This is a genomic window from Paenibacillus eucommiae, from assembly GCF_017874215.1.
Taxonomy (GTDB): Bacteria; Bacillota; Bacilli; order Paenibacillales; family NBRC-103111; genus Paenibacillus_AI; species Paenibacillus_AI eucommiae.
In genome coordinates, this window is the sequence record NZ_JAGGLB010000003.1 from 307,931 (window position 1) to 329,587 (window position 21,657).

Below are 21,657 nucleotides of genomic sequence, written 5' to 3' on the forward strand. Positions count from 1 at the left end.
CCTCCTCCCATTCATACATTTAGAATAGAGCAGACTGTTAAATAAAAAAGTGGGGTAAATCTAAAATTTTCCTTAAATGCTCGACGTTCGATGATTTGCTGCTACAAACCTAGTGCTAAACTTGAAAATAATGAAACCGGTCAAGCCGCCACTGGAGTTCAGTATGAGATCATCGACATCAAAACTTCCAATAGAGAATAAGGCCTGTGCGCTTTCCAAGATTAGACTTAATCCTAACGAAAGCGTGAACACGCCTATATAAGATATTTTTCCGTTTCGTAACATTAAACCAAGCAAAATACCGAACGGTATGAAAATCACGAAATTCCCTATCAGGTTAATTAAGCCATGACTTGATAGATCATGAATCGTTCTGGATATTTCATTAAAGGGAATCAGATTGCCTTTGTGAAATTGCCTGCTGATATAATCAGGGCTCCCTATACTCAGCTTAAGCTGCTGCCAGAGAAATCTCATATGAATGGAACCGAATTTAAACAGAATAATTTTGAATAACGCGTACATATATAGGGTAAAAAGTAGTAGAATTTTAATATCATTCAATATTTTCTTATGTTTCATAACGTCATCCTCACCTTCTTTATGCTCTAAAGCATAAGGAAAACTATTTAAAAAGAAATGAGGTTAAAAATAAAATTTTTCTTAAACTTGAGCCTACATTCAATTTGGAAATGTGCAGGCATTTTCTTTTGGTCAGCAAAATTGCTTGCGATAGTAATTATTACACATAAATATCAATAAAAAAGAAGCTCGCCCGTTTAAGCAGGTAAGCCTCAAGATGCTACGCAAATGCTAAGGGTAATGAGCCATTTTCATCATATTATTTTGCCAGAATGGCGTCCATAGATTTCGATGTGTTGTAAATGACTTGCTCAGAATAGTGTGCATAGGGTGCAATTTCGGCAGTCACATATCCATCATAACCAATGCCGCGCAGATGCTCCATGACTACAGGATAGTTGACATCCCCGGCCAGAAGATCGACGAAGCCTGGCAGGCCATTCGCCTGACGACGATAATCCTTGAAATGAACTTTACGGATTCTTCGATTTAGAATGGAGATCCAGTGTTCGGGATATCCGCTGGCTACGACATTGCCGACATCAAAGTAAGCACCGACATAATCACTGTTAACCTTGTCTATGAAATCCCTGAATTCAAGTGGCGACAGCAGGAATTTATTCCAGACATTTTTGAGCCCGATATGTATGCCGTATTGTTGTGCTACTACTGCCAATCGGCTGAATGCATCTAATGCGTAATCGTAGGCAATATCATAGGGGACGACCTCGAAGTCTGGTATAAAATCAACACCAACAGTCCCGGGAATTATTGCCACCGTGTCCATTCCGAGCCATGCTGCGACCTCTATTTGCTTTTTGCCAATTTCAAAAGCTTTCTCCCGCTGCTCAGGACGGCTCGAGGTGAATGAATATGTCCAGTACAAGCCGCTATTTATACTAATTAGCTCCATGCCAATTTCTTCTGCTTTCCGTTTCAAAGCGCTGATTTCCTGAAGACTGCTATTTAGATTGATTTCCCCAGCTTCATCCAATGAAAGCTCGATGCCATCAAAGCCCGCAGCTTTAGCCAGCTTCATACAGTCAATAATGGCAGTGCCTTTCTCGAAAGAATAAATATTAATTCCTTTTTTCATCTGATTCCCTCCACTTTGTCCTTACATTGCAATTCTACTTTATTCGGTATTAACACTGCGATTCCTCTTTCTTCTTGAGCCAGATACCCCGATACAACAAAAAACCACGATGTACGCGGTTAAGAATCAAACTATTGCTTGTCTATAGACAAAAGAAAAATGGAAAAGATTCACTTAGGGGACTTGTGGAGTCCTCTTAGCGAAATTTACTTTTCCAAATTTTGCATTCTTTTAGCTTTCCAACCTTTTAGGTTTCCAAGTAAGCTGGTGCGCTTTTCACGGGTAAAGCTTGTTTTGAGTAAATGACTAACAAACACCTTTTTGGCAATCAATAGTAAATGAAGCAATATACTTTTGTTCTAAAAAGAACTGGCGAACTTCTTCAGGGGGAATTCCCATCTTGCGGGCAATGCTAATAAGCTCTACCCATTCTTCATCAAGTTCCACATTTACATTTACCCAATTGTTTTTGTCCATTACGTATAATCCCTCCCAGAACACTCTCCAGGCAGTTCAGCCATCATAGCAATAACAATTGCCTTAGACCTGTAACTTTGCGTCCCTACTTTTCAGTTAAGTTAGCCATTTTCTGGGATTAAATGGAATAATAATTTCAAAGACTATATTGGTAGATGCTTCACTGCATACTTGTCAGTTGAGCGCTATGCCTCTCGGGTTGCAAAATTAAGCGCATCTATTAGGCTTATGCCATTTCCAAATCACAGTCCTTGAGTTTAGTTAGGGTCTCTAGCTGTGTAGGAAGTTGGATTTTCTCAATTCTTCAGCCACATATTGCGGATTATGTAACCGATATGTATGAAATTTACTCAGCAATTACACTTTTAAAGCGCACCTTATCTACGACTTGGTTAGCTGACCAAAGAAATTTCCGCATTTTATGGAATTGTCCAACTTATAAAACTCTCGGTACTTGACCATTAACTAATTATTACTATACTATAAATAGTTCTTGGAGTCTGTAGTGCCTATCACATTTTACCAAAAGTAACAAAAGTTTATTTTTATTAACTTACATTATGAAACCTAAATGTCAACCTCCTCAAGCATCAGCATTGCACTAGCTGCTTCCCTACCGTTAACCAACAGAGCAATTTTGTGCGCACCCGGATAATGACGACGGGTCGTCAGATCTGACCAGCGGTGGGTTCGCTTGCCGACAAGATGTGTGCCTCCAGGTACTGTTTTGTCAGACAGCAGAAATTTCTTGCAAGAAGTCTTCCCTCCAGCCTTCACAAAGTCGATCGCATATTCGATGCGGATACGCGCGGGATCACCTTCACGTATGCACAGCTCATACTGCAGCTCACAGCTGCCACCGATCTGCAGTACGGCTGGTTCAACCGTAAGCGCGGCGCTGGTCGTAAGCTGCGTGGTACCTTCCGGTTCCGCATATCCGAACAGTGCCATGACCTCCGATTCAGCCTTGCGGATCAAAGTTCTGCAGCCATGCCGAACGATCCAGTCCGTATTCGGATCCATGCCTTTCCAGCGGCGTGCCGTCTCGATCACGACAGAAGGATGATCCTTTGCGATATCGTTCAGGTTGTTGGCGACGCTTTTGCGCACATAAAGCGAGGGGTCTGCCTTCAGCAGCTCCAGCACGGCCAGCACCGGTGCCGGATCCCGCTTGAACATCGGCAGAGCCTGACCCCAGGGCAGACGTGGCCGACAGCCCTCGCTTGCCAGCCGCCGGACATGATCGTCCGAATGCTCTGCCCAGACCATCATCTGGGACATCACCCGCTCCGGTTCGCGCAGTAAGAACGACCTGATGGCAAATTCGGAAGATGACTTCTTCGTGAACCGTTCCAGCGCTTCCATGGAAAGGGCCCAATGCTCCTCAGCCTGGCCGAACACCTCCACGAAATCCGGGAAAAATAGATATGGGAATCCAACGCAAGCTTCATCGATTGCAAACAGCACAGCCAGTGCCTCTTCATAGCTAGCCGGCAGATACTCCCCCAGAGATTGGCTAATCCGCCGCATTCGGGCTTTAAGCTCAAGCTCATTCCAAGTATCATCCATTGCTGCAGCGATAAAGCCATCAGTATCGAAAGCGCCGTACACGGCTTGGATCTTCTCACCAAAGCCGCGCAGAAACGGCTCGTTGTAAACGGATTTCAAAGGTTCTGCCATCGTTAATCTCCTCCAGTTGTTTATGGGCATGATCCGCCCAATTGCCTCTTGCTTTTGTAAAGTCCCCTATTTTCAACTTTGATAAGTATTGCTTTAATATCGTAACATACTAACTTGACAACTATATGTCATATTCACGTGTTTAGGTCATCTCTCTGATCCAATTCTATAATAGCCTTTTTCTGGCACAAATCATAATTAGAAACCGCCTAGTGGTGTTCTGAGGTGCATGTTCATGACGTTAGTGAATAGAGGGAGGTAAGGGCTGTGGGCTCCAGCCGCTGTTAAAGATTTGTTCCCGTGAACGGAATGGATGTGGAGGTAGGAACAAATCTTTAAAGGCGGGCGCTAACGCTCTTCCGCCCATAGACATTCCCTCTTTCAGCTACAATTGCACGGCTAAAATTACACGGATACAATCGCACGAACACCAAGCTCAAACGGACAGCCAGCAAGTTTTTTTCTCTTGGTTAGAGGAGATTTCCTAGCCGACGCAGGCGCTGGAGATGAAGAGCCCGCACAGCTGAGAAGGACCTGATGATTTAACGATGTTTTTCATCGTTGAAAGCATCAGTCCTCTCCACATCCTTGCTTTAACGATGAAAAACATCGTTAAAATCCCTTTTAACCACCCTAGGAGGCCATCCGACCTCTATTAACGATGAAAATCATCATTAACGTGACGGATTGGCCTGGAACACCTGCTTCAACGATGAAAAACATCGTTAAGTGGAGCATATAGGAGTACACGTCCAATTCGGCGGAGGGAGAGCTGCTAAAGACTACTAAAGCTCATCTTCCCCGCATTCCTTTCCTCCCCTAACAGCTACAAATTGTTAAACGTGTCACGCACAAACAGAAAGCCAGCAGGCGTCTGTTTCCTTAGCAATAGGGATAGTGATTAGCGTATGCCAGCGCTTCTTGTCATAAAAAGAATATGAAAAAGAACATTCAGCAAATTTACAGTTCATTGTATAATTATGTAAGGGTTTTCATCATTTCTGTAGGTGTATATTGCGCTTTCGAAATTGATATGGTAACTTTCAAATAAGAGGTGAGTCCATGCTCCAGACGTCATTTATAATTCAAAACAGCAGCCCGGGTGAAATCACAGTATTGACAAGCGGAAATAGCCAAACAACAGCGGGATATTCCATGGCACCCATGATCCTTGATTATTATTTAATTCATTATGTAAATTCGGGGAAAGGCGTTTTCTGGAGTCGTGAGCAGCGTTATGAGCTGGGACCCGGCGATCTTTTTATCATTTTCCCGAACCAGTTAGCTGCCTATACAGCTGATACTAGCAATCCGTGGCAGTATGCATGGGTCGGCTTCACAGGCTCACATGCCGATTCACTACTTCAAGCTGTTGGAATCACCGAAGATTTACATGTTCTCAACATCGGGGATCATGAACGGATTCCAAGTCTGTTAACGAGCATTCAAGATCACTTCCAGCCCAATAATGATTTTTTTGATCTACCTACAGGGGCCTACCTAAGATTATTGTTCTTTGAATTCAAGAAAATATTAGAGAAAAATCGGCCAATAGCCATAAATACTCATCAAGAAGGCTATGCAGCCGTTGAAAAATCGATACGCTGGATGATTACGCATTATAATCAACAAGTTACGATTGAGCAGATAGCAGATGCGATGGGCTATCACCGCTCCCATTTAGCCAAGTTATTTACCAAGTATACAGGGGTTTCTCCCACCCAATATCTCTTTAAACTACGTATGCAACGGGCCCAGTCTCTACTTCTTGGTAATTTTGCAGTGGAGCAGGTCGCCGCTTCGGTTGGGTACTCAGATGCATTATATTTTTCGAAAATGTTTAAAAAATGGTCTGGGTTCTCGCCAAGTGTGTATCGGCAAAAAATGAAAGAATAGTTCCCCACATCCTCCCCACCATTCACAAAAACCGGAAGCCTGTTAATAGGGCTTCCGGTACATGAGAGGCATTAATTCATTTTATGCATTTCCATGTCGTCAAGATAAATTTCTCCGTCTTGCTCAAAGCCTTCCAACTGCAGACCCCACTGAATCTGAGCGACAGGAATACCAGCAAATTGTTGAGGAATTTCTGCAATGAAGGTAACCATTGACCATCCTCCTTCGGTATATTTCACTGGCACCGTTTCACTGCGCAGCAGCCCTATAATATTCCCCGTACTATCTTTAATGTTTCCGAAGAACGACACATTCCCTTCTGAATCACTACCTGGTTTTGTGTAGTAATAAGCGACAAATCCATACTCTCCCGGCTCAATGGCCAAATCCTGAACAGGCCCGCCAAATCCCATTCCCTGACCGCGCAATGCATAATTTCCGGTTCTGGAAATTTCATCTGTGCGTCTTATATCATCATTCCCGGTAACTGGTTCAACCCAATACCACCAATTTAAAGCCCTCTTTGGTTTAGAATTCTCACTGATTTCAAACGATGAATTAGGATTAACTGGAGCTTCTCCTTTCAATAATTTAAGCAGTAACCTGGAGAAGTTGCGAATGGTTACCGATTCAGCTTCAATAGACAAGCTTTCAATTTTCTGTTTGACACGGTTATCGCCGGGGTGCCCCTTCAACCAGTCGACGAGAACTGCTACCTGGTTTCCGTTCAAACCAGACCAGGAAATTCCCCAATCAGTCGGCTCAAGCGGGTGTTTCAGCACTGGATCGCTGCGGAGTTCTTCTACAATTTGCATCCGTTTGTCAGCTAATTTCATTCTATCCAAATTTTCATTTAACAAAGCTAATGCCTCAATCTCATCTGCGGGCGGTGTTGTTAGTCCGGGACGCGGATAACTTAGCGCTGAAGTCTCATAATATTCGAAAGCCTTCAATAGCATCTCTGCTCTCGCTTTCTGTTTATCCGTACCCGCCTTTTCCACCGTTTCTTCCAATAAGCGACGGCTTTCTGCCATTTCTTCTTTCGTTACAGCAGTCAAATAAAGAGCATTGTTGAATCTCATATAATTCAATCTTGTATCAGCCGTTGCCCAGGATTTATACCAGTACGTTTCGTAAATACGTGAAGACCAGAAGTTTTCCCAGTGATCGTAGTAGGCCTTCAGGCTGGCAGCAGCTTCCTTCCCAACTGCTCGTTCGTACCAATCGTTGAGCAATTCATCCACATCGAGATTAGGGTTCCATTGCAGTTTAAGCGATACCCAAGCTTTCGGTCCTTCTCCCCAGTTCGGATACAGCTCAGCATAACGGGCTATAAAACCATTTTGCACCCCGAACTTCAGATTTTCCGCCTCCAAGTGTGGGTAAACACGGGGCAAGGTATACGGCGTTCCATACATATATTCATAGAAAGCGATACTGGGAGCCGCTTGCTGCCATGATTTCGTCAAGGCTTCGCCTTTCTGCCTAAGAAGCGGATCCCCCCATGATATACGATCATCCGTAATTAATACGACAACTCTCTCATTAACTTTAATATTTTTTGGTGGATCATAAACAGACGCATAGGCATACACACCAAAATATTTATCTTTATGTGTTTGCAACACACCTTCAACGACCTTATTCACCCAATTGAAATACAAATCAGACATATCCGGTTTACCGATCGAATTTAACTTGCTGCGGTCCGCTTCACAGAAATTGTCGCTGTCATTAATGCCAAGTGGAAACGATTCTTCCTCGGGATGTTGACTGAAATAAGTATTTATATTCCGGATCGCTTCCTCCGCAGTAGCATTCGTGAGGCAAGGCTGCCAATCATAGTTATTCGGAGCAGGAACAATCCCCCCGGGATAGAACTCGGGATGATCTGCATACTGCGCTACCGGGAACAGATTTAATAAATTGTGTGCGTTAGTAACTCTACCATGCTGCCGGTTAAATCTAGCCCAATTCGAATCTGTAAAATAGTCGAATTGTCTGGATATTAAAGCCGGTTCGTCGCGAATCGTATCGACGGATACGGTGAGGTTTGCAGTTTGCGGAACATCCTCACCATCAGGACCAGGCATTAGCCAGCGGACGCCAACGAAACGCTCCAGAAAATCGTAAACACCAAATTCGGTTCCCCAGGCACTCGAACCAGCAATGGTAATACGGTTGGCTTCCCTGTGAATGATGAAGCCATCCTTATCCATACCTTCAAGCAGATTTACATCTGTTAAGCCTTCTTTTCCAACATAAATTTGATTCGTGTCTGCAGCTATCGGTGATTCCAAGCTATCGATGACGATCTCCAGCTCTGAACCCGTGGATTTCTTCACGTATTCAACGAGCTTAGCAGCTGCATTCCGAGTTTGCTTATCCGCCCCAGCAGCTACTATAACCTGTGCTTCAGGTTGACCGTTCGTAACGATAGATACTTCCTCCTCTTCAGGAGTCCCTCCTCCGATTCCTTCCGTTGTCCAGAGAACGCCAGGTCCCACAATACCGCCTGTGCCCAGTTCATCTAAATATTCATTGTTTACCGAGACGACAATATCGTTCTTTTGGCCAAACTTGATCACGGTGGAAACATCATATTCCCAAGGTATAACCGTTGCGATGCCGGTGGACTTTGGCTGGATTTCTTTGCCATTGACCCAAAGCCGCGGAGTTTCATCGATGTCACCGAACCAGAGCCGGATCGGCTTATCCTGATAGGCTGCCTGCACATTGACAGAAGTACGGTACCAGACCTCCCCCTTATAATACCGCAAGCCTTGATTGGACCAAGAGTCCGAGTAAGTTTTTAGCTTTTTCCATGATTTTGTGCCTACTCCAGTCTTCCACAATCCGAGCTTCTCGCCATTTCCTCCTGGAATGAACATGACCGACCATTCGTCCGGCAGCTTTGCCACAATTTGACTGCCGTTGGTCACTCTTTCGTAGGCCTGCTCAATCTGATACTTCCAGAAAATATCGATGTAGCCGCCTGCCCAAGGGTGGATGATAACGGGGGAATGGTTGGCTGCGGCCTTCAGCTGTGCTTTCGCTTCGTCATAGTATTGTTTCGCCTTCACAAAATCAAACTTGAGATAAGCGTCCCTCATATTCGTGAATGCCTTGCCAAAATCTAACGCTACACGAACCATCTTGATTCGTTTGGCATATCTGGAATCTGCCGGCACTTTGCTTTCTGCTTCGGCCAGCGTACTCTCCAAAGCTTTCATAACAGCTGGGGTCAATATTTTCGAAAAATCGAAAACTGCTCCTGTATAGTAATCCGCACTTGCAAATGTATCTTCCAGCTTGCGGAAATGATTCCACATCGGCTCTGCCGCTGGTCCGTAGAATTTGGAGAAATAATCGCTTAACGTCTTCTGAACATCCAGCTCCGGATTCCAGCTTAACTTGGACATTAAATATAACGATGGCCCCTGATAACCCCATGATGGCAGCACTTCGAAACGAAGCTGGTTCATCCCCTCTTCACGGAAATGCTTCATCTCCTCCGTAATCCGGTTGATCATCGAAAATGGCAGGCCTGGGTCTGCTAAATTGTACATATAGCTGTAAAAGGACACATCAACACCTAATTTTTTCCAGTCGGCAATGAGGTCTTTCAAATAAGACCGCTCCCAGGACATGCCATTTGCCATCGAATGAATGCGCTCAACTGTGATCGGAGCTATCACTGGCAGCAGCTTAGGATTCGGGATCTCACGAACTGGTGCTCTCATATAACGAAGATAGGCAAAAAATGCAATGCCTACATCGGGATATTGCGGCTCAATTTGCTCTAAAACGAGATTGTAAAATTTCACATAACGATCCGTTATGGAATTGGAGCCCATTAGCGGATCGTAATCTTCGGCATCCCAGGCCGATGTGCCAAAATCGTCACCGTCATTGGGTCCCAAATCCAGATACTTGGCGTCAGGATGTTGCTCCAGAAATTTCAGTGCTCCTTCTACAACGCAGGCCAGTACCTCTGGTTTCGTCACATCGAACTGAGAAGTAGGCTTTCCATTGACCTGCACGTACAGATCCGGCCGCTCCTGAGCTGTGATCGTGCAGGGTAAGCCGTGTCCGCCAAGAGCAACTGTGCTGTTATTACCTCTGCTGTGATCCAGCCAGCCCTTTCCTTCAAACTCATCGACGAAATCCATCGTTTCTTGGGAGAACAGCGGGTATATGCCTCCGACATACCGGCTCGTCACACCCGGATGCTGGATCGTGTTCTGCTGCTTCACACGAATCGTTTGCAGCGCTGGAACTTCTGTGCCAATTTCCCCGGGAGCGAACCAGCGGATACCGATCTGCTCCAGCAGCTCATAGGCGGCAAACAGGGTTCCTCTTTCTGAAAGACCGATTAATTGAATTGTGTCCGCGCTCACAGATAAACGGAAAGAATCCGGATCTGTCCTCTGGCCGATCTGATCCAGCTGTGGATCGGGTGCAGCATTTCCTATGAAGATTTTGACACCTGTTGCAGCGTTAGCATCTGTCACAATGGGCAGCTGAGCCCCGGATATTTGTTTCATATAGCTTTGCAGTTCTTGGGCTGCTTGTTTTTCAAGTTTCGTTGCTGTGGTCGTGAGGATGAGCGAAGCTTGACCTTGTCCTTCGGCAACAAGACTGGGCCCACTGTTTGGTGCTTCTTCTGCTGCAGGCGGGATGTAATCCCCCATCACGTTAGTCCTGTCTGGTTGCCCAGCCTTTGTTTCTGCCTCACTCCCGCCTCCACTCCCACTCCCTGTTACCACGGCGTAAGCAGGTGTTGTTGTGATGGACAACAATAAAGATAACACGAGAATCAGCGACACTAAGCATGATATCTTACGAGAAAAACGCAGTTTCATTTCGATCCTCCTTGTAATTGTAACTTTTACATCCTATTCTTATCCTTCTATTCATTTCGCGGAATAACGGTAACATACCAGCTCCGGTCGCTGAACGATGCGGCTGCACTCATGCAATTCGTGATACGAATCGTAATTGTATTTGCAGCGCTTACAAAAGAATAGATCGAAAACCCATAGTCAGGTATGACATTTGGAGTGGCGACGCTGATATCACCGATTTTGGCTCCACTTACGGTAATGGTTTTATCCACACTCCCCCCTGCCGCAATGGATCCAAAGCTGGGAACACCAAAACCGTACAGCATGCTTTCAGGAATACGGGTGTAAATGTTATTGCTTGTGTAGCTTGTGAAGTAATCCGCTTGAAAGCGGGCTCCCGACATAAATCTTTCGTTGCGAATATAAGGTGTTCTGTTAGGCGCATCCCCGTAAGCATTGCTTATCGTACCCGAGCCGGTAAGTGTCGTTGTGTACTCGTTATTTTCGCAAAGAGCTGTCTGAATCAGGCGGTTAACAATTAAATTGCCGCTAACTTGCCCTGCATTTAGCTTAACGTGGACCTTATTGTTCGTGAACTTATTGAATGCTCCGCTGAGCCAGATAGCCTCACCGAGCAGTGCTCTGCCTGTAAAATCAAACTCAAAATCATTATGGTCAATCCAAACATATTGATTCGGGTCGCTACCATCGATACTTAAAACTACGCCATCCTTGGCATGGACCTTATTATGGATGAAAGTAGTCCGCTGGTGAGCCCCTCCTCCCGCTGATGGTGTATAAGAAAGCGGCAGGCTTCCATTTAAATATAGGGTACATCCCTCCACCAGTGTGTTTTCTGCCGAGAAAATAGCAGTATAGGTCGGACTGCTGCCTCTCGCATCAAACACACAATCACGAAAGGTAATATCCCGGCTTCGATCACTAAAGGCAGCAATGGCAGACAAGCCGACGTTCCGCTCAAACCGGCAGCGCAAAAAGGTAATTTGCTGCGTCTGGTCCTTCTCCGGCACCTGCAGTTCGGTAATGGTAGCATACTGATACCACTCAGGCTCAATATCCACACCTGCGCCCGGTGCGTGACTGCCGTAGGCCGCTTTGCCGGTATCACTGAAATCACAGTTAATAAAAATGCCGTTCACCATCTGCATAATACTGGCACCCTGTCTGCCATTAAAGGTAAACTTGCAGTTTATAGCTACGTGGTTCCGGTCAGGCAGCTTTTCAAGTACACCTTCACTATCATAGAAGAAGCCCAGAAACCAGCCATCCATTAAATGATGATGGGCATTCAGATTATAGATTGAGAAATTTTCGCACATCACGGTCCGCAGTCCGTTCGATCCAGGCTCTGCCGTCACTGTGACGTCCCTTGTCGTTAAACTGCTGTTACCATCGAGCTCTAGATCGTGAATGGTAACATGACTGCATCTGCTGAAAGACAATACCGTAAGCGCCCTGTCATAACTATAGCCATATCCGCCATAGGAGTAATGATAGCGCCGATGAAAGCTGCCCTTTACAGAGAATTTGGCATGGTTGCCATGGATCACAAGGCCATGGACATTCTTAAACCAAATATCCTTGACCCCGTTTCCTGACCATACTGGATTCAGTGAATCGAGGGGGTTTTTATCCTCAATAGCATAACGATTCAGAAAGTAGTTGGCGTCTTTACGCAGTTCAATCACGCCACCTCCTGCAGTGTTGATGTACTTGACTGTTTTGTCCCAGCCCTCGTAATCGTCGTTGACTCCATCGCCTATACAGCCGAACCATTCCGGTCTTACATGATCGGCATACAGCCTCCGCCAGCGCCCGCCGCCTAGAGCGGCAAAGGTAATGCCACCATCCCCGGAGGCCAGGTCACTACTAAGGCTTTCCTTTACGAAAAAGCCTCCTCTTAGCCTTTCACAGACGAAAGCGACTTCACAATCATCCGCAGCTAATGCCATCAAAGCATCGATATCCTCTACCTCTAAGGAGGCTGCGGACGCAAGCTCAAGCTTACCTAGCTCAGATTGCGGTTCATCACCATAAACAGCTTTAGTCACGCTGGTGCTATGTCCATAAGCGATTCCAGCAGGTTTACCCAATAAGCTTTCTGCAGCAATAGCAAGTCCTGCAGCACCTAAAGAGGATATAAGCGTTCTTCTGCTGATCATACCCCCTATGCGGCTATCAGTAGGCAGTGTTTCCTGTTGTCCATCTTTTTGCAGTTTCTTTTGCAGCTCGGGCGAGTAGGTTTGTTCCTCTTCTTTTGCATGCTTCTGATCATTATTTTCCGGCATAGCCATCCCTCCAATTTTAGGTTTCCATGTAAGTGTTGATTAGTGTCAATTAAAGAAGACTTAGTGTGGAAAGCAATCTTTTGATCACAACCGCAGCTTCCGCTCTGGTTGCCTGATCTTGAGGTGCAAACTTATTCTCTGCCCTGCCATTGATGATGCCTAAACGAACTGAGGTATAAATGTCTTCTCTAGCCCACTCACTTATGGCTGCTGAATCTGCAAATGCTGAAATAGAAGCCTTGCTGTCCTTTCCTAGGATATCAGCAGAAATATGAGCGCTCGCTCTAACAATCATCACGGCCATTTCTTCCCTTGTGATGTTTTTTTCCGGAGCAAAGCTGCTTTCTGTTATGCCTTGGATAATCCCTGCTGTGTAAGCCCTATTGACTTCAAGCTCATACCAGGAACCTGATGTGACATCGGTAAAAGGATTTTGCTTCGTAGTCGTTTTCAGATTAAGGGCTCTGGAAATTAAGGCGGCAAATTGAGCTCTGGTGACCTTGGCCTGCGGTACGAAATGATCATCGTCCATTCCTTCAATCATGCCTTTGGAAGCGAGCAGCTCGATATCTGCCTTTGCCCAGTGCCCTTCCAAATCTACAAAACCTTTCTTCGTTGTAATCAAGGAAACGCTATTTCCAACCGAATAAGTTTGATCAGATAAATTATGGTCTACCGTCTTGATGGATTCCCACCTTACAGTGGAGGTCCCTTGCTTTTTGGATTTGAAGGTCAAAGTGCCGATACGGATATCCCCGCTTGCCCCTGTTACATTGCCAACTTTGGTATGAGCAAGGACAATCTCTTTGTTTTTAATCATAGGAGAAACTGAGAACCCATCCAGACTGGATTTGGCTTCTACCAGCTCCAATTGGTCTGGATCGAATGAGATTCTCACTTCATAGCCGTATAAATCCTTTATATTTTTGCCATGCATAGTTACAATCATCGTATCATTAATCGGTTGTTCAACCGTTAAAAGAAAGGATTGGGCGGCCTCTGCTTTTGCCGCTGTAAGATGCAGCAATGGCAGGCCGAATAGGGAGAAAAGTATAAAAGTGATTAAGTAACGTTTCATAAAATCATCCTTTCCACGGTTAAATCACATACAAGTGTGTGTATCTGCTTATTTTTGAAAAGACAGGAAGGAGAAGCTCCTCCCTGCCATCCGCCTGGAATATATCTCTACTTCTCCTGCTTGATCTTTCTGCTACTCCAATATTTTTTTGGCAACTGCTGCGAGATCAAGGATATCGATTTTGCCATCTCCATTTATATCTGCGTTCTTTACTTGCGTCCAATCCGGATTGCTGCTGTTCTTGCCATAATGTGCAGCTACGATCGACAAATCACCGATGGTCACTTTGCCATCCTGATTGATATCTGGTGGATTCCCACCTGGACCACCTGGCCCTGGACCACCCGGATCTACTGCAGTAACCTCAACAGTAACGGACGATAATTCGGCCTGAACTTCATGGCCCTGGTCATCTCCCAGAGCAGCACTCGTAATAGAGATTACGCTTGAAGCTGTTTGGGAAATTGGTTTCGCTCTAAAGGTAAGCTCTGCTACCTGCGTATTGCTTGTTACTGCATGCTGTGAACCTTGACTGGCCATGATCAAGCGAAGCTTGCCTGCCGGTTCCTTAACAATCTCAACAATGGATACCCCTTCTATTAAAGACTTTGCAGATACAAATTCCATCACTGCAGGATCATAATCCAGTTTGATGTCCTGTGCGTAAACAGCCTTGCTGACATTACTGATTCCATAGTTGACTTTTAGCGCTGTACCTGCAGCTATCGTGCTTGCACTAGCCATTAATGTGCTTTTGTTGCTTACAGGCGGCTTTACTTTCTTGAAACTGAAGTCATCGACAAAATAATTGCCTTTGCCCGTATCTGGAAGTGATTCCATGTATATACGAGCCGTTTTCAACTCTCCTGTCCATGTAATAGGGGTCAAGCCCGAAGACTTCGTCCAACCTTCGCTCCCTACACTTACTAAAGACCCATTGTGGTAACGGCTGCCCTCGCTATCTTCAATAAATATATTTACATACATGGTTTGTGTATCCGATTCTGTGCGCAACATAGCACTGAAATCATAAGTCCCTTGCCCGCTTTCCAACAATTTGGCTTTGATATCCTGCATAGCACCCGTATAGTTCGAGCTCCTTGCACTTATTTTAAGTGCTTTAGAGCCAGAATTCACTGGTTCTATAACGGATGTGAATGTACTTGGATTGTAGGGTGTCCATCCTGTAGCCCCCTGTTCAAAGCCAGGATTCGTAAGCAGCTCATCCGGATCAACCGGAACTTCCGGAGTAGTTTCATCAGATGTCCAGAGCATGGCCGGCCCCACAATACCGCCCGTCCCAAGCTCATCTAAGTAACGATTAGTCACAGAGACGACAATATCATTCTTCTGGCCAAATTTGATACTGCTAGTCACATCATATTCCCATGGAATTACCGTTGCGATGCCTGTTGACTTTGGCTGAATTTCCTTGCCATTGACCCAAACCCGTGGGGATTCGTCGATATCCCCGAACCAGAGCCGAATCGGCTTATCCTTATAGGATTCTGCGATGTCCACTGAAGTTCTGTACCAGACCTCGCCCTTGTAATAGCGCAAGCCCTGGCTAGTCCACGTCTCGGAATAAGTCTTCAGCTTCATCCATGATTGCGTACCCACGCCCGGCTTCCATAATCCAAGCTTCTCGCCATTTCCGCCAGGAATCAGCATGGCCAGCCATTCGTCCGGCAGTTGGGTAACAATCTTGTTCCCATTGGTAACCCGTTCATAGCCCTGCTCAATCTGATATTTCCAGAAAATATCGATATAGCCACCTGCCCAAGGATTAATGATAACGGGGGAATGGTCGGCAGCCACCTTCAACTGTGCTTTCGCTTCGTCAAAATATTGCTTCGCCTTTACAAAATCAAATTTGATGTAAGCATCTCTCATATTCGTAAATGCTTTGCCAAAATCTAAGGCAACACGGACCATTCTGATCCGTTTGGCATATTTGGAATCTGTCGGTACTGCGCTCTCCGCTTCGGCGAGCGTGCTTTCCAGATCACTCAGCACCTCTGGCGTCAGAATTTTTATGAAATCAAACACAGCCCCTGTGTAGTAATCCGCCTTGGCAAACGTATCCTCCAGCTTGCGGAAATGGTTCCACATCGGCTCTGCCGCTGGTCCGTAGAATTTGGAGAAATAGTCGGTTAACGTCTCCTGAACATCCAGCTCCGGATTCCAGCTTAATTTGGACATTAAATATAACGATGGCCCCTGATAACCCCACGACGGCAGCACTTCGAAACGAAGCTGGTTCATTCCCTGGTCACGGAAATGATTCATCTCCTCCACGATCCGGTTTATCATCGAAAATGGCAGGCCCGGGTCTGCTAAATTGTACATGTAACTGTAAAACGACACATCAACGCCTAATTTTTTCCAATCAGCGATTAGGTCTTTCAAATAAGACCGCTCCCAAGACATTCCGTTTTCCATCGAATGGATGCGCTCGACAGTGATCGGTGCAATAACAGGCAGCAGCTTAGGATTCGGAATCTCACGAACTGGCGCTCTCATATAACGAAGATAGGCAAAAAATGCAATGCCTACATCGGGATACTGCGGCTCAATTTGCTCCAAAACGAGATTGTAAAATTTCACATAACGATCCGTGATCGAGTTGGAGCCCATCAGCGGATCGTAATCTTCGGCATCCCAGGCTGATGTGCCAAAATCATCACCGTCATGGGGTCCCAAATCCAGATATTTGGCGTCAGGATGTTCCTCCAGAAATTTCAGTGCTCCATCCACAACGCAGGCCAGTACCTCTGGTTTTGTTACATCGAACTGAGAAGTAGGCTTTCCATTGACCTGCACGTATAGATCCGGCCGCTCCTGAGCTGTGATCGTGCAGGGTAAGCCGTGTCCGCCAAGAGCAACTGTGCTGTTATTACCTCTGCTGTGATCCAGCCAGCCCTTTCCTTCAAACTCATCGACGAAGTCCATCGGTTCTTGGGAGAACAGCGGGTATATGCCTCCCATATACCGGCTCGTCACACCGGGATGCTGGATCGTGTTCTGCTGCTTCACACGAATCGTTTGCATCGCTGGAACTTCGGTGCCGATTTCTCCGGGAGCGAACCAGCGAATGCCGATCTGCTCCAGCAGCTCATAGGCGGCAAACAGGGTTCCTCTTTCTGAAAGACCGATTAATTGAATTGTGTCCGCACTCACAGATAAACGGAAAGAATCCGGATCTGTGCCCCCCTGGCGGATCTGATCCAGCTGTGGATCGGGTGCAGCATTTCCTATGAAGATTTTAACCCCTGTTGCAGCATTAGCATCTGTCACAATGGGCAGCTGCGCCCCGGATATTTGTTTCATATAGCTTTGCAGCTCTTGAGCTGCTTGTTTTTCAAGCTCCGTTGCTGTAGTCGTGAGGATAAGCGAAGCTTGACCTTGTCCATCGACAATGAGCTGAGGTCCGCTGGTTGGCACTTCCGCAGCTGTGGGCGGGGTGTAGTTCCCCATCACATTTGGAATACTTGCTGGCGCAGCATTGTGATTTACATCGCCCCCATTCCCCGGTACCTCGGCGTATGTAAGCGGTGAAGCAACAGACATGATTAAAGACAAGGAGAGAATCATACAAACAAAAAACGATGCTTTACGAGAAAAACTTTTTTTCATTTCGATCCTCCTATTTGTGTGAATTCCGCGCATTTCGTATATGATGACGGATGTTCAAAATCTAATGTGAATAACCTGATTTTTGCCTTTTTGCCGTTCTGCAATTTGAATGCTCCATACCGCTTCATTGGCTTTCTCAATACCTGCAACGGCGCATGCTTCAGCCTGATGGAGAACAAGCGGTTTTGTACTATACACAAAGAGCTTGCCGTCGGATGCACCACCATCATTAAGATGGATCACTAAGTCATGCTCTGCTGTTGTAATATTAGCGATTTCTGCTGCCCCCATCGAAATATGCAGCGTAGATCCGATTACAATTGGCTGCTCTGGATTTTCAGCTACCGGTGTAAACCGAAGCAATAATGAGGCATGCGGCTGCAGTAAGGGTGTAGCAAAGCTGCTGTCGGCAATGCCGCCATACTTTTCGTCCCAGAATGACCAAATGTGAAAAGATTTTCCCAATGGGTCCAATCGATTGCTGTTCAGCGCCAATGATGCTTCCTTGTCTTCCGCGTTCCACAGTAATATAGAAGCAAAGTCCCCCCATGCGCGCTTAGCAGTAAACCCAAACCGCTGATGATTCATATCCGTGCCGGCATGCAGGGACAGCGCGAGCTCAGGTGCTGGAGGTGTCAAAATCTCAAAGTTGCGCCAGCCGTTTGCATAGGCCGGTTTTTCCATGGGATCAGAGATGATCTGCATGCCCCCAAGCAATCCTACAAACCCATGCCATGTCTGCCATTCATCCAAAGTCAAGCGGCAACCGGCAGCCTCTCTCGGGTTTCTGTCAGCTTCAGACTGTGAACGAATCATGGTGTAGGTTACGTCTGGATCATTAGCAAATAAGATACCATTGGCAGCCGCCGTCTTGCCTGTCGCCCGGATAGCCTGGAGGATGGTACAAGGCAGATGAGCTGAACTCCATTCATCGATCGAATCAGGGCCAATCCTGCAAGCATCAGCAAAGCCAAAAATTCCGCGGGTAAAGCCTGAGCAAGCAACTAAGTACGCTTCTTCCCCCATTTCCTCCCGAAGCAGCTGGTAAAAGGTCCGATACGCTTGCAGACGGGTCATCTTGGGATCATAGAAACGGCATCGATCAGAGATGGTGTTGTAGTCTGTCTTGTAATAAGTGAAGCCTTCTTGTCTCTCTTCACGTACGATTTCACGAATAAAACTCTGAACTTCAGGATGTGTAGGATCCAACCAATACGTAGTCGCTCCCCAAGTATTATCCTCCATCTCCAACTCGCCCTTGGCATTTCGCTGGAACCAGTCTGGATGATCCCCTAAGTATCCGAGCGAACTGTGCATACCAAGAGGGGCCAGCCAAATGCCTGCTTCCGCGCCAGTCTCGCGAATCTCTCGCACAAGGGGCGCCCAGCCATTTGGAAATTTGTTGTTGCAGCGCCAATCGCCAATCTTGCGTTCGAAGCCGTTGTCAATTTGGATAACCTGAGCTGGTAATTGATCCCTACGCTTATGAAATTCGGATACGGTTGCAGCAATGGTCTCTTCCGTAATATCCCAGCGAAGATCGTACCAACTGCACCACCCATATCTGGGGCCTTGATGGGTTCGGCTTCCATGAGTTGCGCCCAGCCATTTGAAAAGTGTACCAACGGCTTCATCATAGGGGCCAGCCAGAATGACTACTTCTTGTGAGTGGCGGGTTTCTCCAGGCTCTAGGAGGACATCGCTCATCTCACTGATGATATCCAGACGCATTTTACCATTGTTGACTTTGCAGTCAAATCTGACATCCGCTGCCGGCTCGCCTGCAGCACCCATTGTGGTCCCGTATTCACCGGCTTCCGTATACAACGTCACAAAATCTTTGTACGACCGCCAGCGTCCATCGTTGTAACGCTCTTCAGTTGGAAGCTTGAAGGGAATTACCGAATTCATACTTTTCCACATTTGAATGGTGTCCTCGTTAACACTCGATAAGGTCTGGCCTAAATGACCGACTCTCCCCTCGTGTGAGATCGGGGAAAGCAGCCAAGCCGCAGGGTCACCTTCACAGCGCAGGGCACCGCTTGATGAACGGGCTAAGACGATTTCTCTAAGACGAACATTCTCATCCGTCCCGTTGGTTACACTTGCCCGCAGCGTTACGGCTGATAGATGGTCCAGACAGCTAAGCGTCCATGTGAGTGTGAAACCCGCGCTATTTTCGCTTCGCCAAGTATAATCGACCGCCTCTCCAACAGGTGTTACACGGTTCGAGGTCGTATGTAAGATGTTTTCCTCCGGCTTGATCTTCAGCGGTTTTTCTCGCTTTCCAATCAAAACAGTCGCTTCACGAACTGACCCCTTAAAGGAAATTTTGTCCGAATCGAACCCGAATTGGTTTGAAGCCACTTTGACGCTCATGCTGCCAGACTTAATGTCAATACTCAGTTTGATTACTCTCCTCTCTGATATCCTATCTCTATACCCTCCGCTTCTGTTAAGCGCTTTCACAAAAGCTTCTTCTTTATTTAAACATAGATCTATTGGCTTTCAGATGGATAAAACGCGCAGCTTTATGGAGTATTGTCTTCTTTGGCAGGCTATTCTCTTAAATTCCCTCCTCCAAGTTTTATTGTCTTAGTTCTATTCACGACAAATAAAGCTGAAGGTGCTACCTTTCAGCCTTGCTGTCACAACTGTATCACCTCAAATTGCTCCTAAACGGTTAGCTTCAACCTTGTTAATGAAGTATCCAGATTTAATCTCTGGGATAATCGACCTTCATAATATCCATAAAGGGGACCTTTGTTATTTCTCCGCCGCTCTCCATGTGTACTCTAGAGGTTCGTGCATCCATAGTTTTAATCTGTCCGCGTACTTGTTCATCCAGACCCCATACCGTCAGCAGAATCTCGGCCTGTTCCTGCTTGGCTTCTGCAAGCTGATTGCCTATTTCCTCCAAAACAAATTCATCTCTTGTTGGTCGTTTTGATACTTTTGCTTTTGCCACTTTATATCCTCCAAAAAGTAATCTTGAGTTAGCTGTCCAATTAAGAAATTTGCTCCCGTTTATGTAAAAGAGACGAATAACGAACAAATGCTTCCAGCTTCCTACTTAAGTATATCCCGCCAGGTATAAGGTGGCAAGCTTTTGGCCAGTATTTGCGGTACCTGCTTTTCATGTGGAGATTTAAGGGGCAAAGCCCTTCTGACTTAAATAAACCTGATTTTCGGGAAAAACCTTAATAAGTCTGTCATACACGAGGTGATAAGCGGATGGATGATACCATGTTTCCAAGCCCAACTTTTCGTACAAGGCTTGAATCCCCAAGCTTCGCGTTCGCTTGCCGCCGCTGCCGTCTCCCATAAAATAATCGTCCAAACAGACCCGGTTCACAAGCTGCACCAATTTGTCCGGGAACGCCTCGCTGCTTGGCAGCATAGGGGCGATTGTCGCCTGGGTAGGAACGCCAGCTTCTGCTAATAACTGTAAGGTCTTTAATCTGGCACTAATAGGTGGGGCATCTGGTGTAAAATGTTTGCGTATGTCCTCCCGATCCGTTTCCACGGTCATGCTTACCCTTACTTTATCTTTTAATAGCAAAAGCAAATCTATGTCCCTACGAACAAGCGGACTGCGGGTTTGCACAAATAAGAAATCAGGCGGATTTTCTACCATGACTTCGAGTAATGATCTTGTCACCTCTTCTTTATACTCAACGGGCTGATAGGGGTCTGTACTCGATGACATGAAAATGGTTACTTTCCCTTTGGCTTTTGCTTTATAAAGCTCTTTTCGAAGCAAAGCGGCCGCTTCTTTTTTGATATCTACCCAAGTCCCCCATTCCTTCTTGCGGAAAGTCGATACGGGCATTTGACGCACATAGCAATAAGAACAAGCAAAGGAACATCCTGTATAGGGGTTCAGGGAATGACTATAATCAGTAAGAAACCCTGTCCCCTTGTTGAGAAGTGTCTTGGGATATTTGTAGAATAGTTCGCTTTTCATATCGTACCCCCTTCTGGCTTGATGAAGTTATTTAAATAGTATAACCTCAAATATAGCCCTCTGTACGTATTTTCCAATGTAACAGCAAG

At 46.0% G+C, this 21,657-nt stretch carries 12 protein-coding genes and 1 riboswitch; of the genes, 1 reads left to right on the plus strand and 11 read right to left on the minus strand.

Translation table 11 applies throughout. From position 1 onward, the window contains the following. Positions 1-72: 72 nt before the first annotated feature. The 4 genes from J2Z66_RS06865 to J2Z66_RS06880 all read right to left on the minus strand — a co-directional run bounded on the left by J2Z66_RS06865 (position 73) and on the right by J2Z66_RS06880 (position 3,835). Complete coding sequence (locus J2Z66_RS06865) at positions 73-582, minus strand: VanZ family protein (RefSeq protein ID WP_209970620.1); 510 nt, start codon at positions 580-582, stop codon at positions 73-75. 259 nt (positions 583-841) lie between these two features. Beyond that, positions 842-1,678, minus strand: coding sequence for a sugar phosphate isomerase/epimerase family protein (locus J2Z66_RS06870; protein WP_209970621.1), 837 nt, complete (start codon positions 1,676-1,678; stop codon positions 842-844). Positions 1,679-1,984: 306 nt separating this feature from the next. Beyond that, positions 1,985-2,155, minus strand: a complete 171-nt coding sequence (locus J2Z66_RS06875) for an anti-repressor SinI family protein (protein ID WP_209970622.1) — start codon at positions 2,153-2,155, stop codon at positions 1,985-1,987. 27 nt (positions 2,156-2,182) lie between these two features. Further along, a riboswitch (cyclic di-GMP riboswitch) is annotated at positions 2,183-2,272 on the minus strand. A 450-nt stretch (positions 2,273-2,722) separates the two neighbouring features. Further along, a complete protein-coding gene (locus J2Z66_RS06880; RefSeq protein ID WP_209970623.1) occupies positions 2,723-3,835 on the minus strand; it encodes a DNA alkylation repair protein in 1,113 nt (370 codons plus the stop codon). A gap of 1,062 nt (positions 3,836-4,897) precedes the next feature. Between J2Z66_RS06880 and J2Z66_RS06885 the strand changes: the two genes are divergently transcribed. Continuing rightward, complete coding sequence (locus J2Z66_RS06885) at positions 4,898-5,731, plus strand: helix-turn-helix transcriptional regulator (RefSeq protein ID WP_209970624.1); 834 nt, start codon at positions 4,898-4,900, stop codon at positions 5,729-5,731. A 71-nt stretch (positions 5,732-5,802) separates the two neighbouring features. Here J2Z66_RS06885 and J2Z66_RS06890 read toward each other — a convergent pair whose 3' ends face one another. The 7 genes from J2Z66_RS06890 to J2Z66_RS06920 form a co-directional block, all read right to left on the minus strand. Then, positions 5,803-10,596 carry a DUF4838 domain-containing protein gene (locus J2Z66_RS06890; RefSeq protein WP_209970625.1) on the minus strand — a complete coding sequence of 1,598 codons (4,794 nt, stop codon included), beginning with the start codon at positions 10,594-10,596 and terminating at the stop codon, positions 5,803-5,805. Positions 10,597-10,643: 47 nt separating this feature from the next. Further along, positions 10,644-12,887, minus strand: coding sequence for a hypothetical protein (locus tag J2Z66_RS06895; protein ID WP_209970626.1), 2,244 nt, complete (start codon positions 12,885-12,887; stop codon positions 10,644-10,646). Between the two features lie 49 nt (positions 12,888-12,936). Beyond that, entirely contained in the window at positions 12,937-13,965 is a 1,029-nt protein-coding gene (locus J2Z66_RS06900) for an S-layer homology domain-containing protein (protein ID WP_209970627.1), read from the minus strand. A gap of 132 nt (positions 13,966-14,097) precedes the next feature. Continuing rightward, entirely contained in the window at positions 14,098-17,601 is a 3,504-nt protein-coding gene (locus tag J2Z66_RS06905) for a DUF4838 domain-containing protein (RefSeq protein WP_209970628.1), read from the minus strand. A 54-nt stretch (positions 17,602-17,655) separates the two neighbouring features. Then, positions 17,656-20,070 (minus strand): glycoside hydrolase family 36 protein, encoded by a 2,415-nt coding sequence (locus J2Z66_RS06910; protein WP_209970629.1) that lies wholly within the window; start codon positions 20,068-20,070, stop codon positions 17,656-17,658. Positions 20,071-20,317: 247 nt separating this feature from the next. Continuing rightward, positions 20,318-20,569, minus strand: coding sequence for a YolD-like family protein (locus J2Z66_RS06915; RefSeq protein WP_209970630.1), 252 nt, complete (start codon positions 20,567-20,569; stop codon positions 20,318-20,320). A 180-nt stretch (positions 20,570-20,749) separates the two neighbouring features. Next, positions 20,750-21,568, minus strand: a complete 819-nt coding sequence (locus J2Z66_RS06920; RefSeq protein WP_209970631.1) for an SPL family radical SAM protein — start codon at positions 21,566-21,568, stop codon at positions 20,750-20,752. Between the last annotated feature and the right edge of the window lie 89 nt (positions 21,569-21,657).

Bases quoted from the DNA above. Each gene is read 5' to 3' on its own strand.
- J2Z66_RS06865 (WP_209970620.1), bottom strand. From the start codon at position 582: ATGAAACATAAGAAAATATTGAATGATATTAAAATTCTACTACTTTTT.
- J2Z66_RS06870 (WP_209970621.1), bottom strand. From the start codon at position 1,678: ATGAAAAAAGGAATTAATATTTATTCTTTCGAGAAAGGCACTGCCATT.
- J2Z66_RS06875 (WP_209970622.1), bottom strand. From the start codon at position 2,155: ATGGACAAAAACAATTGGGTAAATGTAAATGTGGAACTTGATGAAGAA.
- J2Z66_RS06880 (WP_209970623.1), bottom strand. From the start codon at position 3,835: ATGGCAGAACCTTTGAAATCCGTTTACAACGAGCCGTTTCTGCGCGGC.
- J2Z66_RS06885 (WP_209970624.1), top strand. From the start codon at position 4,898: ATGCTCCAGACGTCATTTATAATTCAAAACAGCAGCCCGGGTGAAATC.
- J2Z66_RS06890 (WP_209970625.1), bottom strand. From the start codon at position 10,596: ATGAAACTGCGTTTTTCTCGTAAGATATCATGCTTAGTGTCGCTGATT.
- J2Z66_RS06895 (WP_209970626.1), bottom strand. From the start codon at position 12,887: ATGCCGGAAAATAATGATCAGAAGCATGCAAAAGAAGAGGAACAAACC.
- J2Z66_RS06900 (WP_209970627.1), bottom strand. From the start codon at position 13,965: ATGAAACGTTACTTAATCACTTTTATACTTTTCTCCCTATTCGGCCTG.
- J2Z66_RS06905 (WP_209970628.1), bottom strand. From the start codon at position 17,601: ATGAAAAAAAGTTTTTCTCGTAAAGCATCGTTTTTTGTTTGTATGATT.
- J2Z66_RS06920 (WP_209970631.1), bottom strand. From the start codon at position 21,568: ATGAAAAGCGAACTATTCTACAAATATCCCAAGACACTTCTCAACAAG.